Origin of the sequence: Dermacoccus nishinomiyaensis (assembly GCF_900447535.1) — a bacterium.
In the GTDB taxonomy this organism is placed as follows: Bacteria; Actinomycetota; Actinomycetes; order Actinomycetales; family Dermatophilaceae; genus Dermacoccus; species Dermacoccus nishinomiyaensis.
In genome coordinates, this window is sequence record NZ_UFXX01000002.1 from 374,165 (window position 1) to 393,079 (window position 18,915).

At 66.5% G+C, this 18,915-nt stretch carries 17 protein-coding genes; 7 read left to right on the forward strand and 10 right to left on the reverse strand.

What is annotated here, in order from left to right; genetic code table 11:
* Positions 1–42 precede the first annotated feature (42 nt).
* Genes DYE07_RS13520 through DYE07_RS13540 form a run of 5 tightly spaced genes read left to right on the forward strand, consistent with a single transcriptional unit; the run spans position 43 to position 6,175 of the window.
* Entirely contained in the window at positions 43–1,116 is a 1,074-nt protein-coding gene (locus DYE07_RS13520; RefSeq protein WP_115297281.1) for a glycosyltransferase family 4 protein, read from the forward strand.
* Positions 1,109–2,152, forward strand: coding sequence for a glycosyltransferase family 4 protein (locus tag DYE07_RS13525; protein ID WP_115297282.1), 1,044 nt, complete (start codon positions 1,109–1,111; stop codon positions 2,150–2,152). The genes DYE07_RS13520 and DYE07_RS13525 overlap by 8 nt, the downstream gene beginning before the upstream one ends.
* Entirely contained in the window at positions 2,149–3,078 is a 930-nt protein-coding gene (locus DYE07_RS13530; protein ID WP_115297283.1) for a glycosyltransferase family 2 protein, read from the forward strand. The genes DYE07_RS13525 and DYE07_RS13530 overlap by 4 nt, the downstream gene beginning before the upstream one ends.
* A 38-nt stretch (positions 3,079–3,116) precedes the next feature.
* Entirely contained in the window at positions 3,117–4,979 is a 1,863-nt protein-coding gene (locus DYE07_RS13535; RefSeq protein WP_115297284.1) for an ABC transporter ATP-binding protein, read from the forward strand.
* Positions 4,976–6,175 (forward strand): glycosyltransferase family 4 protein, encoded by a 1,200-nt coding sequence (locus DYE07_RS13540; RefSeq protein ID WP_147286947.1) that lies wholly within the window; start codon positions 4,976–4,978, stop codon positions 6,173–6,175. The genes DYE07_RS13535 and DYE07_RS13540 overlap by 4 nt, the downstream gene beginning before the upstream one ends.
* Positions 6,176–6,190: 15 nt before the next feature.
* Here the strand turns inward: DYE07_RS13540 and DYE07_RS13545 are convergent, their stop codons facing one another.
* Genes DYE07_RS13545 through DYE07_RS13575 form a run of 8 tightly spaced genes read right to left on the reverse strand, consistent with a single transcriptional unit; the run spans position 6,191 to position 13,211 of the window.
* Positions 6,191–7,120 (reverse strand): glycosyltransferase family 2 protein, encoded by a 930-nt coding sequence (locus DYE07_RS13545; protein ID WP_115297286.1) that lies wholly within the window; start codon positions 7,118–7,120, stop codon positions 6,191–6,193.
* On the reverse strand, positions 7,117–8,130 hold the full coding sequence (locus tag DYE07_RS13550) for a CgeB family protein (RefSeq protein ID WP_115297287.1): 1,014 nt from the start codon (positions 8,128–8,130) through the stop codon (positions 7,117–7,119). The genes DYE07_RS13545 and DYE07_RS13550 overlap by 4 nt, the downstream gene beginning before the upstream one ends.
* The gene (locus tag DYE07_RS14845; RefSeq protein ID WP_218564394.1) at positions 8,127–8,678 is read right to left on the reverse strand and encodes an acyltransferase; all 552 of its coding nucleotides are present in this window, start codon (positions 8,676–8,678) and stop codon (positions 8,127–8,129) included. Before DYE07_RS14845 ends, DYE07_RS13550 begins: the two co-directional genes overlap by 4 nt.
* Positions 8,675–9,589: a glycosyltransferase family 2 protein gene (locus tag DYE07_RS13560; protein ID WP_172463028.1), complete on the reverse strand. Its 915-nt coding sequence runs from the start codon at positions 9,587–9,589 to the stop codon at positions 8,675–8,677. The genes DYE07_RS14845 and DYE07_RS13560 overlap by 4 nt, the downstream gene beginning before the upstream one ends.
* Positions 9,576–10,898, reverse strand: a complete 1,323-nt coding sequence (locus tag DYE07_RS14850) for an O-antigen ligase family protein (protein WP_172463029.1) — start codon at positions 10,896–10,898, stop codon at positions 9,576–9,578. The genes DYE07_RS13560 and DYE07_RS14850 overlap by 14 nt, the downstream gene beginning before the upstream one ends.
* Positions 10,895–11,161 carry a PqqD family protein gene (locus DYE07_RS13565; RefSeq protein ID WP_115297289.1) on the reverse strand — a complete coding sequence of 89 codons (267 nt, stop codon included), beginning with the start codon at positions 11,159–11,161 and terminating at the stop codon, positions 10,895–10,897. The genes DYE07_RS14850 and DYE07_RS13565 overlap by 4 nt, the downstream gene beginning before the upstream one ends.
* Positions 11,158–12,102 carry a nucleotidyltransferase family protein gene (locus DYE07_RS13570; protein WP_172463030.1) on the reverse strand — a complete coding sequence of 315 codons (945 nt, stop codon included), beginning with the start codon at positions 12,100–12,102 and terminating at the stop codon, positions 11,158–11,160. The genes DYE07_RS13565 and DYE07_RS13570 overlap by 4 nt, the downstream gene beginning before the upstream one ends.
* Positions 12,103–12,152: 50 nt before the next feature.
* The gene (locus DYE07_RS13575) at positions 12,153–13,211 is read right to left on the reverse strand and encodes an NAD-dependent epimerase/dehydratase family protein (RefSeq protein ID WP_115297291.1); all 1,059 of its coding nucleotides are present in this window, start codon (positions 13,209–13,211) and stop codon (positions 12,153–12,155) included.
* 176 nt (positions 13,212–13,387) lie between these two features.
* Between DYE07_RS13575 and DYE07_RS13580 the strand changes: the two genes are divergently transcribed.
* A complete protein-coding gene (locus tag DYE07_RS13580) occupies positions 13,388–14,335 on the forward strand; it encodes a glycosyltransferase family 2 protein (protein ID WP_172463031.1) in 948 nt (315 codons plus the stop codon).
* 162 nt (positions 14,336–14,497) lie between these two features.
* Entirely contained in the window at positions 14,498–16,264 is a 1,767-nt protein-coding gene (locus DYE07_RS13585) for a glycosyltransferase WbsX family protein (protein WP_172463032.1), read from the forward strand.
* Here the strand turns inward: DYE07_RS13585 and DYE07_RS13590 are convergent.
* Positions 16,239–17,900: a hypothetical protein gene (locus DYE07_RS13590; protein ID WP_147286948.1), complete on the reverse strand. Its 1,662-nt coding sequence runs from the start codon at positions 17,898–17,900 to the stop codon at positions 16,239–16,241. The two genes, DYE07_RS13585 and DYE07_RS13590, sit on opposite strands and share 26 nt — an antisense overlap.
* 132 nt (positions 17,901–18,032) lie before the next feature.
* Positions 18,033–18,908 (reverse strand): hypothetical protein, encoded by an 876-nt coding sequence (locus DYE07_RS13595; protein ID WP_147286949.1) that lies wholly within the window; start codon positions 18,906–18,908, stop codon positions 18,033–18,035.
* Between the last annotated feature and the right edge of the window lie 7 nt (positions 18,909–18,915).

Below are 18,915 nucleotides of genomic sequence, written 5' to 3' on the forward strand. Positions count from 1 at the left end.
CGCGGCCCGAGTGTTCGATCGTCGTCCGACGAGGAGAATGGCATGTCTGAGCCGATCGCCCTGTGGGTGGCGCCCGTCTCCAACCTGGCCGGTGTGGCACGGCACTTCATCGACGTCGCGCGCGTCGGGCTGCCGGGGTTCCGGCTCGTCGTCGCCGCGCCCGAGGGGCCGCTGCTCGACGAACTGCGGGCGCTGAACTGCCCCGTCGTCCCACTCGACCTCGAGCAGCCGCTCCCCCGTGTCGTGGCGCAGCTTCGCCGCGTCATCAAGAAGCTGGCTCCGGCGGTCGTGCATTCGCACCTGGCGAAGGCCGACTTCCTCGTGACGATGGCGTCGGTCGGTCTGCCGGTGACGCTCGTCTCCAGCGAGCACCACATCCCCGAGGATCCCCTCGTGTTCCACGGGACGAAGGTCAGGGCGTACTCGCGTCAGGCCGCCCATCACGCCCGCATCCGACGCTTCTCCCAGCTCATCGCCGTGAGTGAGTCGACGAAGCGCGACATGCTGCGCTACTGGCGCCCGTCCGCGCCCGTCACCGTGGTACTCAACGGGGTGGACCGCCCCGCGCGGGTGCAGCAGCGCGAGCCCGGCCTGCGCGTGCTGTCGCTGACGCGTCTGTCCGCCGAGAAGAACGTGGCGATGACCCTGCGCGCCTTCGCGAAGGTGCTCGAGACCCACCCCGAGGCGACGCTGAGCGTCGGCGGCACGGGTGAGGACGCGGGCGCGTTGAAGCAGCTCGCGGCCGAACTCGGTCTCGGCGAGGCGGCGAGGTTCGTCGGCTTCGTCGACCCGGACGAGGCCATGGCGACGCACGACATCCTCGTGCAGCCGTCGAAGGCCGACAACCTCTCGTACACGCTGCTCGATGCGACGGCCAACGGTCTCGGCGTCGTCGCGAGCAACATCGGCGGCAACGGCGAGATCGTCGCGCCGCAGTGCCTGGTCTCGCTCGGCGACATCGACGGTGCCGCCGCGGCGATCATCGATCAGGGCCTCCACCTCGACCGACGTCCGACGCTGCCGGCCACCATTCCGACGGTGGCGCAGATGGCCGAGCAGATCGTCGCGGTCTACGCGCAGGCCGGCGCGCTCCTGAGCCAGGAGCAGCATGCTTGATCGACTGACCATCGCCTCCAACCAGGGGACATTCGGTGGCGGCGAGGTCATGCTCCTCGCGATCGCCGAAGCTGCTCGAGAACTCGAGATCGACGTCACCGTGGTGGCGCCCGCGGACCCGGGAGAGGTCGTCCGACGAGCGCGTCTGCGTGGCTTCTCAACGGTGGCCATCCCGGGCTCGAGCCGTCGTAGCTACCTGACGAACCTTCGGCGTTGGGATCAGGACGAACGCCAGGGCATCCTGTGGTGCAACGGTCTGCGGCCTGCCTTCGCTACCTCCGGCCATGTGGGACGGGTCGTTCATCTGCACCAGGAGCCGCGGGGTCCGCTCGCGGCGGCTTCGCACCTCGCTCGACGACAGAGCCTGGCGACGATCGTCCCCTCGGATTTCATGTCGCATCAGATCCCAGGAAGTACGGTGCTGACGAACTGGACCGCGCCGCCGACCCCACGCCGACACCGGGCTCCCGCGCCGACCCCGAGGATCGGGTACTTGGGGCGCCTGTCTTCCGACAAGGGCGTGCCAGTTTTGTGCGATGCCGTTCGTTCGATGATCGACGAAGGCATCGATGTCGAATTGCTCCTTGCCGGTGACGCGCGTTTCGTCAGCACGCAGGACGAACGTCGGGTCAGTTCAGCCATTCACCGACTCGGCGACAGTGTGACCTGCCCCGGGTGGATGGACCGAAATGACTTCTTCTCTGCGATCGATCTCGCCGTCTTCCCGTCGACGTGGGCCGAGCCGTTCGGCTTGGTCGCGGCGGAGGCCATGGGCGCTCGTTGCCCGTTCGTCGTCAGCGACTCCGGAGCCCTACCTGAAGTGGTTGGCGCGGACTACCCGTTCGTAGCTCGTGCAGGCGATGCAGAAGACCTTGCCCGGACGCTGACTGCTGGGCTCGACGCCCCCTGGTCCGAGATGCTGACTGCCAGCTACGAGCGTTGGGAGGCGCTGTTCTCCCCCGAAGCAGGCAGAGGGCGCCTCGCGACCCTACTCCAGTCCCTACCCACGTCTACTCGAGGAGTTGTTACTGCATGAGGGCCTCCATCGTCGTCCCCAGCCGAGCCGGCGCAGAACGACTGCCCGTCCTGCTCTCTGCACTGCAGCGCCAGACGGAGTCGGATTTCGAGGTGATCGTCGTCCTCGACGGTGACATCGACGGCTCCGAGGCCCTCGTCCGCGATCACCCGCTACGCGGTCTGCGAACCATCGTGTTCCCCGAGAACCGAGGACGTGTCGCTGCCCTCAACGCCGGCTTCGCAGATGCGACGGGTGAGGTGCTCATCCGCTGTGATGACGACCTCGAGCCCGGCCCTGAGTTCGTCAGCGAACACATCAAGGCCCACGAGGAACTCGAATGTGGAGTGGTGGGCATCTACCGCAATGTGATGGCCGACACTCCCTACGCACGCGCCTACGGGAGGGACGCAGACCGCCGCTTTCGCGAGGCGGCCTATAGGGCCACGCCGGACCAGCGATGGTTGTACTGGGCAGGCAATTGCTCCGTCACGCGAACGATGTGGGACAAGGTCGGTCCCTACGACGTGCGCTTTCGGGCGTACGGCTGGGAGGACGTCGACTACGGTCTGCGCCTCCACGAAGCGGGGTACCCCATCGTCCTCCGACAGTCGCTCGAGACGACGCATCACGCAGCCGCCAGCACGACCGAGGCCCGCGTTCGTCGTGCCTACCGTTCAGGCCAGGCGAAGCGACTCTTCGACAAGATCCACGACGGCATCGCTCCGGCGGGGCTCGCGCCTACGAACGACTCGGTATGGAACGTGACGAAGAATGTGCTGCAACGCGCGCTCGAATACGACCGCGCCCGCCGCGCATCCGGCATCATCGATCGGGCCCTCCCGTTCATTCCACGTATGGCTGCCACGAAGCTGGTCGCCCTCCTCGTCGAGGCCGCAGCAATCGCCGGGTACGCCGATCAGAAGGACGCTGCCAATGACTTCTGACCGGCCCCAGGGCCGTCGTCCACTGAAGGGGGCATCCTGTGTGGTCTGACCTGCGTTATCTCATCGGTACGTTCGATCCGCGAAGCCGCAATCAACTCTTCGCCAATGTCTTCGCGCAATTCTTCCTCGCCCTCATGGATCTTCTGGGCGTGGCCGCCATCTATCCCCTCATGCAGGTCGCGATGGGCAAGAACATCGACGAGGGGACTTTGGGAACGCTTCATCGGCTCCTGGGCAGCCAGGACAAGAACCACTTCGCCGTCACACTGGCAGCTCTCATGGCTCTGTCCTTTCTCATCAAGGCCGTTCTCACAGCCGTCCTGCAGTGGTGGGGAGCGGGCGTCGTCACACGCCTGCAGACGGGCACCTCGCGGAAACTGCTCCAGAGCTACATGTCCGAGGGTTACCTGGAGCATCGTCGCCGTAATACCGGCGAGGTCATCCGCACCGTTGGGGCTGCCACTCAAGCAGCGCACCAGAATGTTCTCAGCGGGTTCATCGGAGTTCTGAGTACCCTGATGTCGGTCGTGGCCATCGGGACGCTGCTCATCGTCGTCACCCCCGTCACGGCGCTGTGTGCGGCGCTCTACTTCGCTGTGGCGGTCTTCATCATCCAGCGTGTACTCGGCCCGGCGAACCGTCGCGCTGGCGAGGCCGCGCAGCACTCTGCGTGGCTCAGCAGCAAGACGTTGATGGAGGCCATGCACGGTTTCCGCGAGGCAAATCTTCATGGCGCGAAGAGTTTCTTCGTCGACCGTTACGACCATTACAACGTCGCCAACTCTCAAGCGGCCCGCAAGGCGAACTTCCTGGCCCAGCTCCCGAAGAACCTTCTCGAGTTCGTGACGATGATCGGGCTGACGATTCTCATCGTCGCGTCGGTCCTATCGGGCAACGCTGAATCCACCATGCCCATTCTCAGCCTGTTCGCCGCGGCCACAGTCAAGGTTCTGCCGCTGATGGTCTCGCTGACGGCCACCATCGGCAACATTCGATTTGGCCGCGAAGGCCTGCACATCACCGTCGCAGCTCTTCGCGGCATGCCTCGAACGGCGGGCGAGAGCGCATCACGAGGTCGCCGTGCGGGCACGCTCGTGCCTCACCAGAGTCCGTTACCCGTCACTTCCGACCTGGAGATACGCCACGTCTCCTTCAGCTACGAAGACGGCGCAGGCAATGTTTTGAACGACATCAACCTGCAGATTCCACATGGAACGTCCATGGCGCTGTGCGGGCCCAGCGGCTCCGGGAAGACGACATTGGTCGACATCATTCTCGGTCTGATGTCCCCCTCCGAGGGGCGTGTCACGTACGGCGGGGTCCGAACGGACGCGAACGATCGGCGCTGGTTCGATGCCGTCGCGTACGTTCCCCAGGATGTCTATCTGCTCGATGACACCCTGGCGAACAATGTGGCGTTCGGTATTCCTGAAGCGGATCAGGATCCGGCGAGGATCGAGCGATGCCTCGAGCGTGCCGAACTGGGTGACGTCGTGGACTCGTTAAAAGATGGCATCCGCACCGAGATCGGCGAGCGCGGCACACGCTTGTCGGGGGGGCAGCGGCAGCGGCTCGGGATCGCGCGAGCACTGTATCGCGGGCCCCAGGTGATCGTTTTCGACGAAGCAACATCAGCGCTTGACAATGCGACGGAGCACAAGATCACCTCGACGATCAACGGCCTGAGGGGTGAGATCACGACCATCATCGTTGCCCACCGCCTCTCGACCGTCCGTGATGTCGATGCCCTGGCCTATCTGCGTGATGGTCACGTGGAGGCGTACGGAACGTTCTCCGAGGTGGAGGCCCAGTCGCCGTCCTTCGCCAACTTGGTGCGCCTGGGGAGGCTGGACGCCGTGGAGCCGCCGGCCGGGGCCCTGGACATGGAGCCGTCATCGTGACGGGCACCTTCGACCACTCGAAACGTCCCCGGTTTCGGTGCCGTTCGCGGTCGGCGAGACACGGCAAGCCTCGCGCACTCCTGATCACGCACAGCTTTCCCCCGAATGTGGGAGGAGTCGAAGAGGTCGTCTCGTCGCTCGCCGCAGGGTTACGGCACCACCCGACGGTGTCAGCAGACGTGCTCACGCTTGCCCCGGCCGAGGCATCCGACGATGCGCGTTTCGCACCCGCGCGCATCCTGCGCGGCCTGTCTCTTGCCGCCATCCGAGCCTCCACGGCGTATGACGTCTTTGTCTTTCACTCCCCGGTCCTGAAGCTCTCGTGGCTCCCCCTCCTCACAGGAAAGCCACGGATCAATGTCATCCACGGGCGGATGTTCGACGCCGACGACCCCGCGCAAGTCGCCGCGGCTCGATCATCCGCACCTCGGCGGGCTGTCTTCCACCTGACTCGACGCCTCAAACTTGCCTTTCTGAAGAGCGCTGACCTTCGGATCGCCGTCTCGGCTGCTGTGGCCGATGAGACGGGGCCCGGAGCACGCATCGTCCACAACGGGTGCGACCACTCGACCTTCACCTGCACGGCGCCCATTGAGAACCGCGACCCGCGCCGTATCGTCTTCGTCGGGAGGCTCTCACCGGAGAAGGGTGTGTCGGTCCTCGTCGACGCCATCCGACAACTCGAGTCGACCGGTGAGGACCCACATCTCGACGTGATCGGCGATGGGCCGTGCCGTGAGGAGTTGGAAGCGCGCGTCGCGTCGGCGGGCCTTTCGAGGAAGGTCATGTTTCTCGGCAAGCTGTCCCCCAGCTCGGTCGCCGCGCGCCTCAACGACAGCGCTATCGCGGTCGTTCCCTCGCTCTGGAGCGAGGCGTACGGTCTCGTGGGTGTGGAGGCGCAGGCTTGCGGTTGCGCGGTCGTGGCCTCTGACGTGGGCGGGTTGCCGGAGGCCCTCGGGGAGGCTTGCCTGCTGGTGGAACCTGGATCGGCGAGTGACTTGGCGCGTGCACTGCTAGAACTGACCGACCCTCAGACGCTTCATCGCCTTGCAGCCCGCGGCCAGGCACACGCCCGACAGGCGACGAGGGACGAGATGGTCCGCAATCACGCGGAGGCCATGTCCGTCGTCGCCTCGCGCGAGTGCAGCCGCAGACGACGTTTGCGGCGTTTCGTGACCGCCGCTCTACGCGGATGACCCTCTACCTCGCGATCAGCTCAGAGGGTCAAGCAGCCCGGGAGGCTTGACCGCGAGCGAACCAGCTCGAATTTTGACCTCGGTGACGAGGTTCCCCCAGCATGTCACGACTTCCCGAGCAGCTTGCGTCGCCTGCTTCTTCCTCATAGTCATCAGCACCACGTTGCGGGGGGCGGCTGTCACAGCTCTCGTGACAAGTCTAGGGAGCCGGTGCAGGCGTTGGTAGAGCTCCGGGTGGCGGTGCCACACGAGTACTTCGCCGCACGACGCCGAATAGACCTTGCGGAGTAGCACATGCTTGTCGCTGGTGGGGCGGAAGTACATGAGCATGTCCGGTGCCGCTGCCACATCGGCTCCCACCCGCAGGGCCAGCCGGATGGAAAGCTCGAAGTCCTCGATGCCGTATGGAGGCAGGGCTGTGTCGAAGCCCCCGGCCGCGAAGAAGACATCGCGGCGGAACGCGGCGTTGCCGCTCATCACGGCGTTGCCGAAGCTACCGCGTACGACACATTCGGGGTTCAATATCGGCGCGTCCGGGTCGAAGGGCTCGCGCATCTCACGGTTGAGCCCTGCCACGACGTCATGGGCCAGCAACCCGTCATGGGCTGCTTGGACCCATCCTTCGGCCACCTGGTCGTCACAATCACAGAACGCGAGAAATCGGGCGCGACTCTCTTGGGCTCCGCTGTTGCGGGCTGCCCCGGCACCCTTCTTCGCAGAGGCGTCGATGACCCGCAGGGGCACGGGAAAATTTCGAGCGATCCCCTCGACCACATCCCGCGTGTCGTCGGTGGAACCGTTGTCCGCGACGATGACCTCCCAGCGGATGCGCGAGCGTTGGGCGCGTAGCGCGTCCAACTGCTGTCGGATGACGTGCGCGCCGTTGAGCACGCAGATGATGACACTGAGGTCAGGCCCTGGCTCGGTTGGCTGCGTCTCGATCATTCGGACCCCCACAAGTGCTCCAGTGCTTCGGCGCGATGCCGCAGCGTGTGCTCGGCCAGCGTGCGGCGACGCCCCTGCTCTCGCAACGCGGCGTAGGACGAAGGGCGGGCCATGACATCCCGCGCGAGCGCGACGAGCTCGTCGTGGCCCTCGAAGACGAGCACTTCCTCGCCGGGCACGTAGTACTCCTCCACGTCGACTCGGTCGACCAGCTGAACGGCGCTGACACCGGCGGCTTCGAACGTGCGCATCGTGAAGCCATCCTGGTCACCGTGGATGTTGAGTGTCGCGATGCTGTTGCGCATGATCGCGAGGGCGTCCGTGCCGGGCACGTCTCGGCCACTGGGGATCCCCCTGCTCGTGAGACGCCACGTCCGCGCGCGGTCATACGGGTGATCCGACCATCCTCTCCCCCACGCCTGCACGGGGACGCCCGCACTCATGAGGGCCTGCAGCGCATCCTCGCGCTTGGCGAGCGGGGCACCGATGAACGACACCACGCCCCGGCCGGCTGACGTCGTGCTCATCGCGGCCGTGTCGTCGAAGCCCAGCGGCACGTGCAGGGCGTCGAAGCCCTGGCCGACCAGGGCCTGCGTGTCCAACGCGCTGTAGGTCGCCATGCGGGCGTAGCGGCCCACCAGCTGCGGATCGAAGTCGGTGCGTCGCATCTCGTCGTACATCCACACGGCGACGTGGGAGGCCGATGTCTGCGCTGCCTGCCAGAAGTCGTCGGTCAGCACATCGCCGCGGATCACGAGCACGATGTCGGGCTTCACCTCACGCACGCGTGAGGCCGCCCGTTGCGAGACGACCTGTGGCGACAGGTGAGCGTCCTTGCCGCGCAGCTTGGCCGGCAGCTCGTGACGCGCCTTGCGCCAGACCCGCTCGGCCGACGAGGTCGCGGCGTCGTAGCAGTACGTCTCCACCGTGTAGTCGAGTGACTCGAAGGCGCGGCGGATCGAGGTGTAGTACCCGTGGAATCCGGGCGAGACGATGAGCAGCCGCGTCACGACGTCTCCCCACCGATCTGCTTCGCCGGCACGCCACCGACGACGGCGCCGGCGGTAACGTCGCGGATGACGACGGCGCCCGCAGCGACCGTCGCACCCGCCCCGATGCGGACGCCGCCCAGGACGACAACGTTCTGCCCGAGGAAGACGTCGTCCTCGATGACGACGGCGCCGGTGCCGTGCACAGCGTGCCGGTTCTCGCCGCGAGCGTGGTCGGTCGTCGTCACCATGACGTTGTCTGCGAACACGCAGCCGCGACCGATGCTCACCGGGTCGATCGAGTGCAGGTGAGCCCGGAAGCCCATGTAGACACCATCACCGATCGTGATGCTCGAGCGGTCGTTCTCCGTCGCGAGCCACGCGTCCTCACGGATGATGACGCCGTCGCCGATGGACATGCGCTGCACGCCACGCAGCATCTGCGGGTTGATGACGACGCTGCCGGCGCCGATGTGACCGAACGCGGCGCGCTTGAGCGGCATCGTGGCCTGGGCGAGCCGGTAGCGCACCCCTGCTCGAGCTTCGACTGCCTTGCGGATGATGGTCACGTGCGCACCTTCCAGCCGTGGTTCGCCTGCACGAGTTGGGTCTTGAACTTGCCGACGGCGTCGATGTCGCGCCCGGTCAGGGAGCGTGCGCCGTTCCACACGAGGTTGACGGCGGCGGCACCGAGCAGGCCTGCGTACAGGCCCGGCCCGCCGTTCCATTTCTCGTGGTACTTGAACCGGGCGTCCATGAGCCAACCGGTGCGGCGCGCGGGGTCGGACGAGCCGCCACCGACGTGGTCGATGCGCGGGCCCGGCAGGAGCACGACCGGCAGGCCGCGCTGTTCGTGCAGGCGCCGCTGCAGGTCGATCTCCTCGCAGTTCATGAAGTAGCGCTCGTCCATGCCGCCGATGGCCCTGAAGTCGGCCGTCGGGAAGAGCATCGACACACCGATGAGCCAGTCCACGATCTCCGGCTCGTCCGAGTGCCAGCTCGCGACGTCGTTGCCGATCCGGTTCTCGAACCACATGACGCCGTGCAGGCGTGCGAACGGGTCGAGCGTCTCGAGCACGTTGCTTGACGTCGTGGGCCAGTTGCGCCCGACGCACCGCTCGACGCCGTCCTCGTAGACGACGGTGCCGACGACGGCGGGCAGCCACGGGGCCGCGCCCGCGAGCAGTTCGGTGATGAACGTCGGCGCGATCTCGACGTCACTGTTGAGCACGAGGGTGAGATCGTGTCGCGCCTCGTTCACCCCGGTGTTGACGGCGGCGCCGAACCCGCCGTTGACCGTGCGGCGCACGACGTCGCAGCCCGTGGTCTGCGGAAACGGATTGGGCGAGCAGTCATCGGCGACGATGATCTGGATGTCGACATCACCCGACTGGGCTCGCAGTTGCTCGATGAGCGCCTGGGTCGGCTCCGCGTCGCCGTAGTGGGGGATGACGACGCTGACGGCATCACACGGGAACATCGACGTCCTGCTGTTCTTGGAGGTAGGTACGCGGGGCCCGTTCCGTCGCGGGTACCTGCGAACCAGCACGTAGTGGCTGCGCCGAGCTGGCTTGCAGGTGCGCCGGAACGGCATCGCGGAAGATCGAGCGCGGAACGCCCAATCGGTGGGCCATGCACATTCCGAGAATGATGAAAGCTCCCAGTGTCATGAAAACCTCCCCCAGTTTCCAGGCGCACACGAGCAGCACCACGACTGAACCCTCCAACCTGAGAAGGACCGGAGGAATGACTACACGCCGATCGAAGATCCCTAGTCCGATGACCATGAAAGCGATGATCACGATGAGCAAGAAGGGCCAGCCGCCCTCGACGAACGCCTGCTGATACGAGTTGTGGAAGAAGGCCTCGCGGACGCCTCCGAGGAGCACTTTTCCCTGATTCAAACCGAGGCCGTACCAAGGAGTGACGTGCGTCTTTGCTGTCATGGCCTCCTCGATCTGGTGGCGAAACCAGTCGTCACCCTTGCGGTCACCGAAGGCACTCGACTGGCTGAGGTTTTCCATCAGGTACTTAAGGATGAAGTAGCCGATCGCGCCAAGACCGAGTCTGAACGTAACGCCCGTACGGGGGCGCAGGTACATCCAGGCCAGGCCTGCGCCATACGCCGCGAGTGAGGTCCGCGACCCGGTTAAGAAGAGCAGGACGAATGAAGCCGCTATCCACCAACGATGCCAGCGCTTGGGCAGGACACTGAGCCCAAGGCACCCCCATAGCGCGTAATACATGCCCGCCACGTTCTTGTCTCCATAGAAACCCGTGAGATAGGGCGGGTAGAAATCAGGCGTGAGATGCAGGTAGTACACGGGCACATTCAGGATGGCCCCGACCATGCCGCCGATGATGAGGGAGCGAACATTGATTCGCCCCGTCGCGATCACTGCAGCCGCCAGAAGAATCAAGAAGAACTTGAAGTCCCGTTGCAGCCAGGGCATGCCATTGTGCTGTGATTCCACGGCGAGAAATGCCAACAGGCCGAACATGACGAGAAGCAGGATGCCGCCCCACTTGACCCTGACGAGAGCTCGACGGAATGCGCCGTACATGACCATGGCTGCAGCGGTGATGACGCCACCGGGAAACCCTGCCTTGAAGGTCCACATGACGACGATCAGCGACACCCCGAAAAGGAAGTCCACGACGACGATCGGCCCCCACCACGAGGCGACGCTCTTGCCGACGCGGTCGAGGCGACGCTCGATCGGTGTCTGCTGCTCCTCCTTGAGCGCCTGCCGGGCGGCCTCGTGGGCCGGAGAATAGACAGAACTCATGATTCGCACCTCTCGAGCAGGCCGCGGGCGACCAGGTCGTCGATGAAGTGCACGACGTGTTCTCTGATCACGTGGGGTTCCCAATCGTTCGTCCGGGCTAGTTCTTCGATGACGGCGTCAGCGTCGGGGGCGCCGATCGCGCATTTCCAGATGGTGGCACCGACTGCGTCGAGGCGGACGATGCGGCCCTGGCTGCTCGTGAGCACCCACAGCACGTCATCGTCCAGCAACGTTGCGAGACCGGCGGGCCGTTGCCACCTCATGACTCCCCCTCGCCGCTCGGCTCGGTGCACGTGCCCGCATCGCGGCGCTCGCGTTCGCGCCCGGATCCCTCGCCCACGCGGGTCACCAACCGTCGCACGTCGTCCCCCGCGTGACGCAGCCGCTCGAGGTAGGCGTCGACGTAGTCCCGCGTGGAGGGCTCACGCCCGAGTTGGGCGCGCAGCAGGTCGTCGTTGACGATGAGGAAGGCCCGGATGACGCGCGCCTTCTCGCCGGCCCCTTGGGCGGCGTTCCAGCGCCCCCACCACTCCTCGAAGCGCCCGCCAGTACCCCGCGAGAAGTAGTGCCACAACCGGTATCCGGGGTCGGAGCGGTAGGCGTCGAGGTTGCCGGTCGCCGCCGCGAGCGCCAGATCGGCGCGGAAGCGATGCGACAGCGCGACGAGAGCTTCGCGTGTGGCGCCATCGGCCTCGTTCCACCCGCGCTCGAGATCTCCGGCCCGCTGACCGCCACTGCGACCGTAGTGGAGCAGGAGGATGAGTCGCTGGGCGGGCAGGGACGGCACGGTGCACGCCACGTCGGCGATGTCGTGCTGCTCCCGCTCGGCCCACAGCGCCTCGAACGCGTCCTCGGGGCTCACCTCGAAACCGGGCCACTTGCGATGCAGGTCGACCATGCCGAGGGGGTGAGAGAGGTTCATCGCGTGCCCGAACGCCGAGCCCTCCTCGAAGCCGGTGACGCGCTTCCATCCGCGCTCCTGCATCTCGGCCAGCAGCAGGTCGACGTGGTCGGGGCGCACGAGGATGTCGACGTCGAGCGATCCGCGTCGTCCGTCGCTCAGTTCGGGATGGATGGCGGCCCCCTTGACGTGCAGGATGTCTGCGCCGCAGGCGTCAGCGACGATCTGCATGTAGGCGTGCACGAGTTCGAGACGCACGTGCGACGGCACCGTCGGGTGCTCCGCGTCGTTCACCTCGGTCATGTCTTCCTCACGCTCGATGTCGCCTCCCATTCGCTCGACGTCTCGCCGGCTCAGCCCGTGAGCCCTCGGTCGCCCAGTTCCCGCAGCGCGTCGTCCCACGCCGATGAGTCCGCGCCCGGAACCTCCCACGAGCGGCGGATGAAATCCTGGATCGCGTCCTTGCTAGACATCTGGGGGCGCGGCGCGCCGATGCTGTCGGCGAAGGTGAGGTCGGCGACGGCGTGGTCGATGTCGCCCGCCCGGTGGACGTCGACGTATTCGATCTCGCCCGTGGACGTCGGCGCGGCGTCGCGCGCGAACGTCGCGAGCTCGGTGAGGTCGGTGCGCACCCCCGTGCCGGAGTTGATGACCCGCACCTCGCCCACCTCGTTCGGGTGTTCGACGAGCCAGGCGAGCAGCGCCGCGACGTCGCTGACGTGGATGAAGTCGCGCGTGGCCGTGCCGTCACCGTAGACGGACAGCGGGCGTCCCTCGCGCAACCGGGCGAGGAACGCGGCGAGCACACCCGTGTAGGGGTTGTGTAGCGCCTGCCCGAAACCGACGACGTTCTGCGGGCGAACGATGTCGACCGGGATGGCGGCCGCGTGCTCGCGCAGCGCAGCTTCACCCTCGGATTTCGTCTCGCCGTACACGGAGACGGGGTGGTGCGGGTCGCTCTCGCGCGACGGCGCCGGTGTGGACTGTTCGCAGCAGACCGTTCCGTACCGGTCACCGTGTTCGGGGCAAGCGCGACGGCCCTCCCCGTAGACCGCGCGCGACGACATGGCGATCAGGGGCACGCCCCAGCTGCGAGCCGTGTCGCCTGCGAGCCGGGTGCCGTCGACGTTCACGCGGCGGTAGCGATCCTGTTCGTACATCGACTGGCCGGTGCCGGTTTCGGCGGCCAGGTGCACGATGGCGTCTGCGCGGGGCAGGCCCGCCCAGGCCGCAGCGTCAGCGACATCCCCTTCGATGACGAGCCCGGGAAAACGCCGGCGGCTGGCCTCGGCATCCGCGTGCACCTGCTCGCTGAGGTTGTCGAGCGCCGTGACCTCGTGACCCGCGTCGACGAGTCGCGCGGCGAGGTATTGGCCAATGAAACCGGCCCCACCGGTGATGATGATGTGCATGCTGCCTTCCGCCCCCGTGCGCCGGGATCATTGTCTCGCGCCAGGCGGGTCGAGCGTGGTCGCCCCGCAATGCCTCACTCTACGTGGCGGCAGCGCCCACTCTATCGGGAACGTCATAGTGAGACCGTAGGATGACGACGATCACGTGGTGTGACGTGGGCTCGGAAGGGGACGGGATGAGCGCGGGGATTTCGAGGCTGTCGTGGGTGCGTGAGCAGGCAGCCGACCTCAATCGCGATGCGCGTACGGTGGCCGGCGCGGCTCTTCGACGCCGTCGGGGGCCCTTCGCCCAGCAGCTGCGGCGCGTGCGTCCGCACCTGGACATCCCGCCCCTGCCCGCCGCCGGCGGCGTGTGGGCCATCGCGATGGTGAAGAACGAGTCCGACATCATCGACTCGACTGTCCGCCACCTGCTGGAGCAGGGCGTCGAGAACTTCCTCGTCATGGACAACGGCTCCGATGACGACACCCTAGAGATTCTGCGCGGGCTCGAACAGGAGATCCCCGGGTTCCACGTCGGGATCGACTCCGAACCCGCTCATTACCAGGGCGCGAAGATGACGGTGCTCGCCGACGCGGTCCGCCGCGCGGGCGCCACGTGGGTCCTCCCCTTCGACGCGGACGAGTACTGGTACGGCGTCGACGCTCCGCTCGTCGAGGTGCTGGGTCGCACCCGCGCCAGCGTCGTCGAGGCGCGGTTGCACAATGTCTTCCCGAGTGTCGACGGCGGCTGGCAGGTCGACGACCAGCCCCAGCACCTGTCGAAGGTGGCCTTCCGCGCCCACCCATTCGTCACAATGGGCGAGGGCAATCACGATGTCGCCCGCCCCGGCGAGTGGAGCACCGAGCTGCGGATCCTCCACGTCCCGCTGCGCTCGTACGAACAGTTCAAGCGCAAGGTGACGGCCGGCGCGCGAGCCCTCGCGCTCACGGATCTACCCGCGCAGACGGGCAACCACTGGCGTCAGGCGCAGAATGCGTCGGAGGACGACCTCCTCGAGCAGTGGCGCCACGCGCAGGCGGGTTCAGTGCCTGCGATGGGGCTTGTCCCGCAAGGGCACCTCCGGCCGGCGGGCGGGACGCTCCCCCCGCCGTGGCCCGACTCTGGCAACCTCAGTACGTGACCGCAGGCCGGATGGCCAGACCGTGAGGCCCCGGGCCGACTCGTCCGAAGGATGTGAAGATCAATGGGCATCGTGAGAGCCCTCGCAGGGTTCACGCGTCAGGTCATGGACCCCAGAAATGACCGGGACAGCCGGCGGAACGCGCGCCGTGAAGTGGCTAACTTGGCTGTTCGGCAGGCCACCCCTCAGTGGCTCGACGCATCCGCCCTGGGCCGGTTGCCCGACCCACTGTTTCCCAAGGCCTACGGGGCCTTCACACGACCCCGACGCTCGACGACGCTCATCCTGAGCCTGGGCGGGAGGCCCCCTCGAGCGGTTGCCGACACCAACTCGCCATGGGCAGCGAGTGACGTCATCGACCTGTCTCCACAGGCGCCGTCCGATGCTGTCGGCAGCGCAGCCCCCGGGTCATGGACGGCTGGGCGCCGCGTCCTGAGTGCCATCAATGCCGGTCTCCTCGAGGGCTACGAAACCGTGGTCGTCACCAGCAGTGGCGCACTGCCGCCCCAGGGGACTCTGGATGTCCTGGAACACAGTCCCTTCGTCGGGGGTGTCTCGAACGAGCTCGCGGCTGCATCCCACGAGAACATCAAACGCGCGAACAGGATTCTCACGCGACGTCACTGGCCCCGTGTGGGGCCGGATGCCCCCATCCCGACCACTTTCGACTTCAGTTGCAGGGCCTTCGTTCTCCGAGCACTGGCAGCCATCCACCTGCCGCCGGAGGAGGTACCCCACGACGGGCAGGACGAGGTGTTTCTGGCTTTGCTGGGCGGCCTGGCCGCCGAGGCCGGCGCTCCGTTCATCACCACGGATGACGTCACCGCGCCGCATGCCTCACTCGAGCCCCCGCGCGTCGTACCTTTCTATCTCCCTCAGTTCCATCCGACCCCCGAGAACGACGCCTGGTGGGGCGAGGGATTCACCGAATGGACGAACGTCGCGTCTGCCCGCCCCAGCTTTCGGGGCCATCGTCAGCCGAAGCTGCCTCGCGCGTTCGGGTTCTACGACCTGCGTGTCGACGAGGTGCGGCAGAAGCAGGCAAGCATGGCGCGCGACGCCGGCGTGGCAGGCCTCATGTACTACCACTACTGGTTCGCGGGCGATCGCCTGCTCGACCTGCCCCTGGCACGTCACATCGATCAGAAGACCTTGGACCTCCCCTTCTGTCTCATGTGGGCCAACGAGGATTGGACCCGTAGCTGGGACGGGGATCTCAGCGCAGTGCTCAAGGCACAGGACTATGACCGGGTGCCGGCAGCGCAGTTTCTCGATCACGCACTCGACCTCCTGCGCGACCACCGGTATCTGAGCGTGGACGGCAAGAAAGTCTTGGCCGTCTATCGCCCCACGAGCATCCCCGATTTTCCGGACGTCGCCGAGGCGTGGCGTTCTGCGGCCCGCGCAGTCGGGATGGATCTGCACCTGCTCGGCGTCGAATACGATCGCCTCACCCCTGAGGTGCTCTCATCCCTCGACGCCACGATGTCCTTCCCCCCGCACTCCAAGAAGTACGTGAAGGCAGACACCACACGCATGTTCGTCAGACGCGGGTTCGACGGAGGAATCTTCTCTTATCTGGGTCTGGTCGAGGCTGACGTCGAAGCGCTCGAGTCCATCCCCGACACTCATTATCCCGGCGTGATGCCGGCCTGGGACAACACCCCGCGTCGAGGGCTCAGGGGCCACCTCTGGATCGAATCGAACCCCTTCACCTTCCGTCGATGGCTCTTGGCAGCAGCAGTGGCGGTGCAGGATCGCCCTCACGACGACCGCATCGTCTTCGTCAACGCCTGGAACGAGTGGGCCGAGGGGGCCATCCTGGAGCCCAGCACAGACGCCGGCACGGCGAATCTCGACGCCGTCAGGGACATCGTCGGATCACGAGATCGCATTCAGTCCTTCACTGTGCAGGCGACCACTGATTGATGAGGATCGGTCTCGGCACGAGCGCTCCCTCCGGAACCGCTCGGGCGGCTGTCGGATCCGGCAGGTCCTTGCCCGGGGAATACCCCGTACTGATGAATGCTTGCCCCTTCGCCGCCCTCATCGCGGGCACCTTCGCGTCCCGGGCGTAGGCAATGGCAACCCACACGATCCCCTGCCCGGGGTAGAACCATCGAGGCTGCAGCGGCACCGTCGAATCACCGCCAGCGGCTCGACTTGTGGACGCCGTCATCGCGTTCAAGTCCTTGTGCGGGCGCCCATCGTGGTCGAGACGCACCTGAACCGAGCCGACTGCATCCGCCGGGGTCCCTCCCAGGTCCGCACCGATGACTCGCAACGCGGCGGAGCCGAGGTCGACCCCCACCCAGTGGACCTCACCGGCCTTCACCGCAACGTTTCCCGAGCCTGCGTTGCGCGGAGACAGGCGGCTCGGCGTACGAGACGGCTGAGAGCCGAAGAACGTCTTCTCCTTGGCGCTCAGGCAGCCCATCGGGAGGTCGAACGTCGTGGGAACAGCGGTGGTCGACGGTTTCGTTCGATCTGCCACGAGGAGCGGTGCCCCGGGAAAAGATCCTGGATTCACGACGATGTACGTGGTTCCAGCTCGCGCAGCCTTCAGATCCGGGTTGGACGGGTCCTTGACGAGCGGAAACGTGAGCAGCGAGCCAACCCCTGCGGCGGAACCGACCTGCCACGAGCCATCCATCCACAGGACGGTGTCGCCGCGGCCCTCACCGAAATCCGGAAAACCGGTGACGTACGCGGTGACGACCGACTGCCCCCTCGCTGGGTCAGGGTGCTGCGAGAAGTTTGCTCGGACCGTGCATCCGACGAACGCGAACTGCGCCGTCCGCGTACCTGGCCCGGCATCGGTGACGAGGTTGACCGCCTGTGCCTGGCCCTCGGCATCGAACACGCAGTCGATGAAGGACAAAGAAACACCCGGCCCGGTCATGATGTCTGCCGCTGTCTGACCTCCGCTGCCGCCCACAACCGACTTCATCCGGACGGATTGCAGCGTGACGGTCCGCTCTTGGCAGTTGCCCAGACCGACATCTCCCGAAGCGCCCTCGTCGCGGAAAGGATGCACATCGGGATTTCGGCCTTCGTACTCCACCTGCAGATTGCGAATGTATGCGCTGCGGCCGGTCGTCGCCAGTGTGTCGTCATTGCCGCCGAAGGTGATGCGCACGTCTTCGGGCTTCTCACCTTGCCCCACGAGCGCCGTGTGCGGCGGGATACCTGCGGCCCCACCCTTGTACACACCAGGCGCCACGCGAATCAGTCGCCAGTCCCAAGGATTGCTCTGGGCCAGCACCATCCCTGCGATGCCCAGCGCCTCCGCCTTGTCCTTGAGAACAGCGGCGTATGCCTCCTGGATCGTCTTGTAGGAGCCTTGCCCTCCCGCAGGGTTCACGTCGTACGTCTTGACGTACGTGGTCGGCTCAAGATGCTCGGTCTGCTTCTTGATCCGCTCCGGCCCGGGTAGCTGCGAATCGTCTCCGGCCTTCGACGAGGCGCTGCTCGATGCCCGCCGTTGCGGCCCGCCATCCGAACACGCAGCGAGCAACGAAGCGCCCGCGGCGCCCGCCCATGTCAGCGCGAGGCGACGCGTCACGCGGTTCGCATCATTCTCCGCCATGTTCCATGTCCTCATTCCCTGCTTCTGCACTTGCTGCGATCAAGCCCCTCTGAATCCGACGAAGTCCCGCCGGTTCCTGCGAGGTGAGCCGTCGTGGTCTTCGGGCCCTCACCGGTGGTCTGCCTGCGCCGGCCGTAGGCGCTCATCGAGCTCGGTGTGCTCAGCGAAGCGCAGCTGCAGCGGCTGGAACACGAGGCCCTGCAGAGCAGACCACGGCAAGGGGTAGCCGCCTCCGTCGCCGAACGGATCGACCGCCGGGTGACGGGCGAGCGAGCGCGCGTAGTAGTCGAGGCGAGCCTCGACCTCTTCGAGCCACGCTGCGGTGAACGGCGTCAGCGGCCGTGCGATGAACGCGCAGTTGGCGGCGATGGTTCGGTGCCGGGCGGCCATCTCGCGCCCGAGCGGCGAGGCCAGATACGCGACGTCACGCGACCGTGCCTCCGGGTAACCGAGCAACCACGCCGACGGGTCGGCGTTGATGGCGTCGAAGCTCGGCGACCAGTCGTGCGACGCGCGCTTGAGGTCGCTCCACCCACCACCGTGGTGGTGAAGCAGGTAGTCGGAACGGTGCACGGCCGAGAGGTGCTCGTACGCCGCATGCAACGGATGAGTGTCGACCACCCACTCGTTCAGGTTCTCCGGGGTGACGAGTACGACGTCGAGGCCCGCGTTCATCGCGCGGATGCTCTCCAATGCGGCGAGCCGGTTCGGCGTCAGTGCGTTCTCCCCTGTCCAGGCCACGAAGATGCGACGTGGGACGTCGAGGCCCGCGTCGGTCAGCGTGTCGTCGACACGGTTCAGGAAGTAGTCGAGCGCGAATTGGCCGTCGGCCTCTCGGTGACGCTCGGCGTCGAAACCCGGCCCGAGGCGGCAGGCCCGGCGCGCGAGCATGGCGTCGGAGAACGCCTCTCTGCGCTCAGCCAGTCCCCGCCCGGCCAGGAACGCCCGATGCTTCGCCGCTCGCGCGGCGTCGACTGCCCTCATCCCCTGC

Coding starts and splice junctions, on each gene's coding strand:
- DYE07_RS13530 (WP_115297283.1), top strand. CDS start 2,149: ATGAGGGCCTCCATCGTCGTCCCCAGCCGAGCCGGCGCAGAACGACTG.
- DYE07_RS13545 (WP_115297286.1), bottom strand. CDS start 7,120: ATGATCGAGACGCAGCCAACCGAGCCAGGGCCTGACCTCAGTGTCATC.
- DYE07_RS14850 (WP_172463029.1), bottom strand. CDS start 10,898: ATGAGTTCTGTCTATTCTCCGGCCCACGAGGCCGCCCGGCAGGCGCTC.
- DYE07_RS13570 (WP_172463030.1), bottom strand. CDS start 12,102: ATGACCGAGGTGAACGACGCGGAGCACCCGACGGTGCCGTCGCACGTG.
- DYE07_RS13560 (WP_172463028.1), bottom strand. CDS start 9,589: ATGTTCCCGTGTGATGCCGTCAGCGTCGTCATCCCCCACTACGGCGAC.
- DYE07_RS13565 (WP_115297289.1), bottom strand. CDS start 11,161: ATGAGGTGGCAACGGCCCGCCGGTCTCGCAACGTTGCTGGACGATGAC.
- DYE07_RS13525 (WP_115297282.1), top strand. CDS start 1,109: ATGCTTGATCGACTGACCATCGCCTCCAACCAGGGGACATTCGGTGGC.
- DYE07_RS13595 (WP_147286949.1), bottom strand. CDS start 18,908: ATGAGGGCAGTCGACGCCGCGCGAGCGGCGAAGCATCGGGCGTTCCTG.
- DYE07_RS13520 (WP_115297281.1), top strand. CDS start 43: ATGTCTGAGCCGATCGCCCTGTGGGTGGCGCCCGTCTCCAACCTGGCC.
- DYE07_RS13580 (WP_172463031.1), top strand. CDS start 13,388: ATGAGCGCGGGGATTTCGAGGCTGTCGTGGGTGCGTGAGCAGGCAGCC.
- DYE07_RS13575 (WP_115297291.1), bottom strand. CDS start 13,211: ATGCACATCATCATCACCGGTGGGGCCGGTTTCATTGGCCAATACCTC.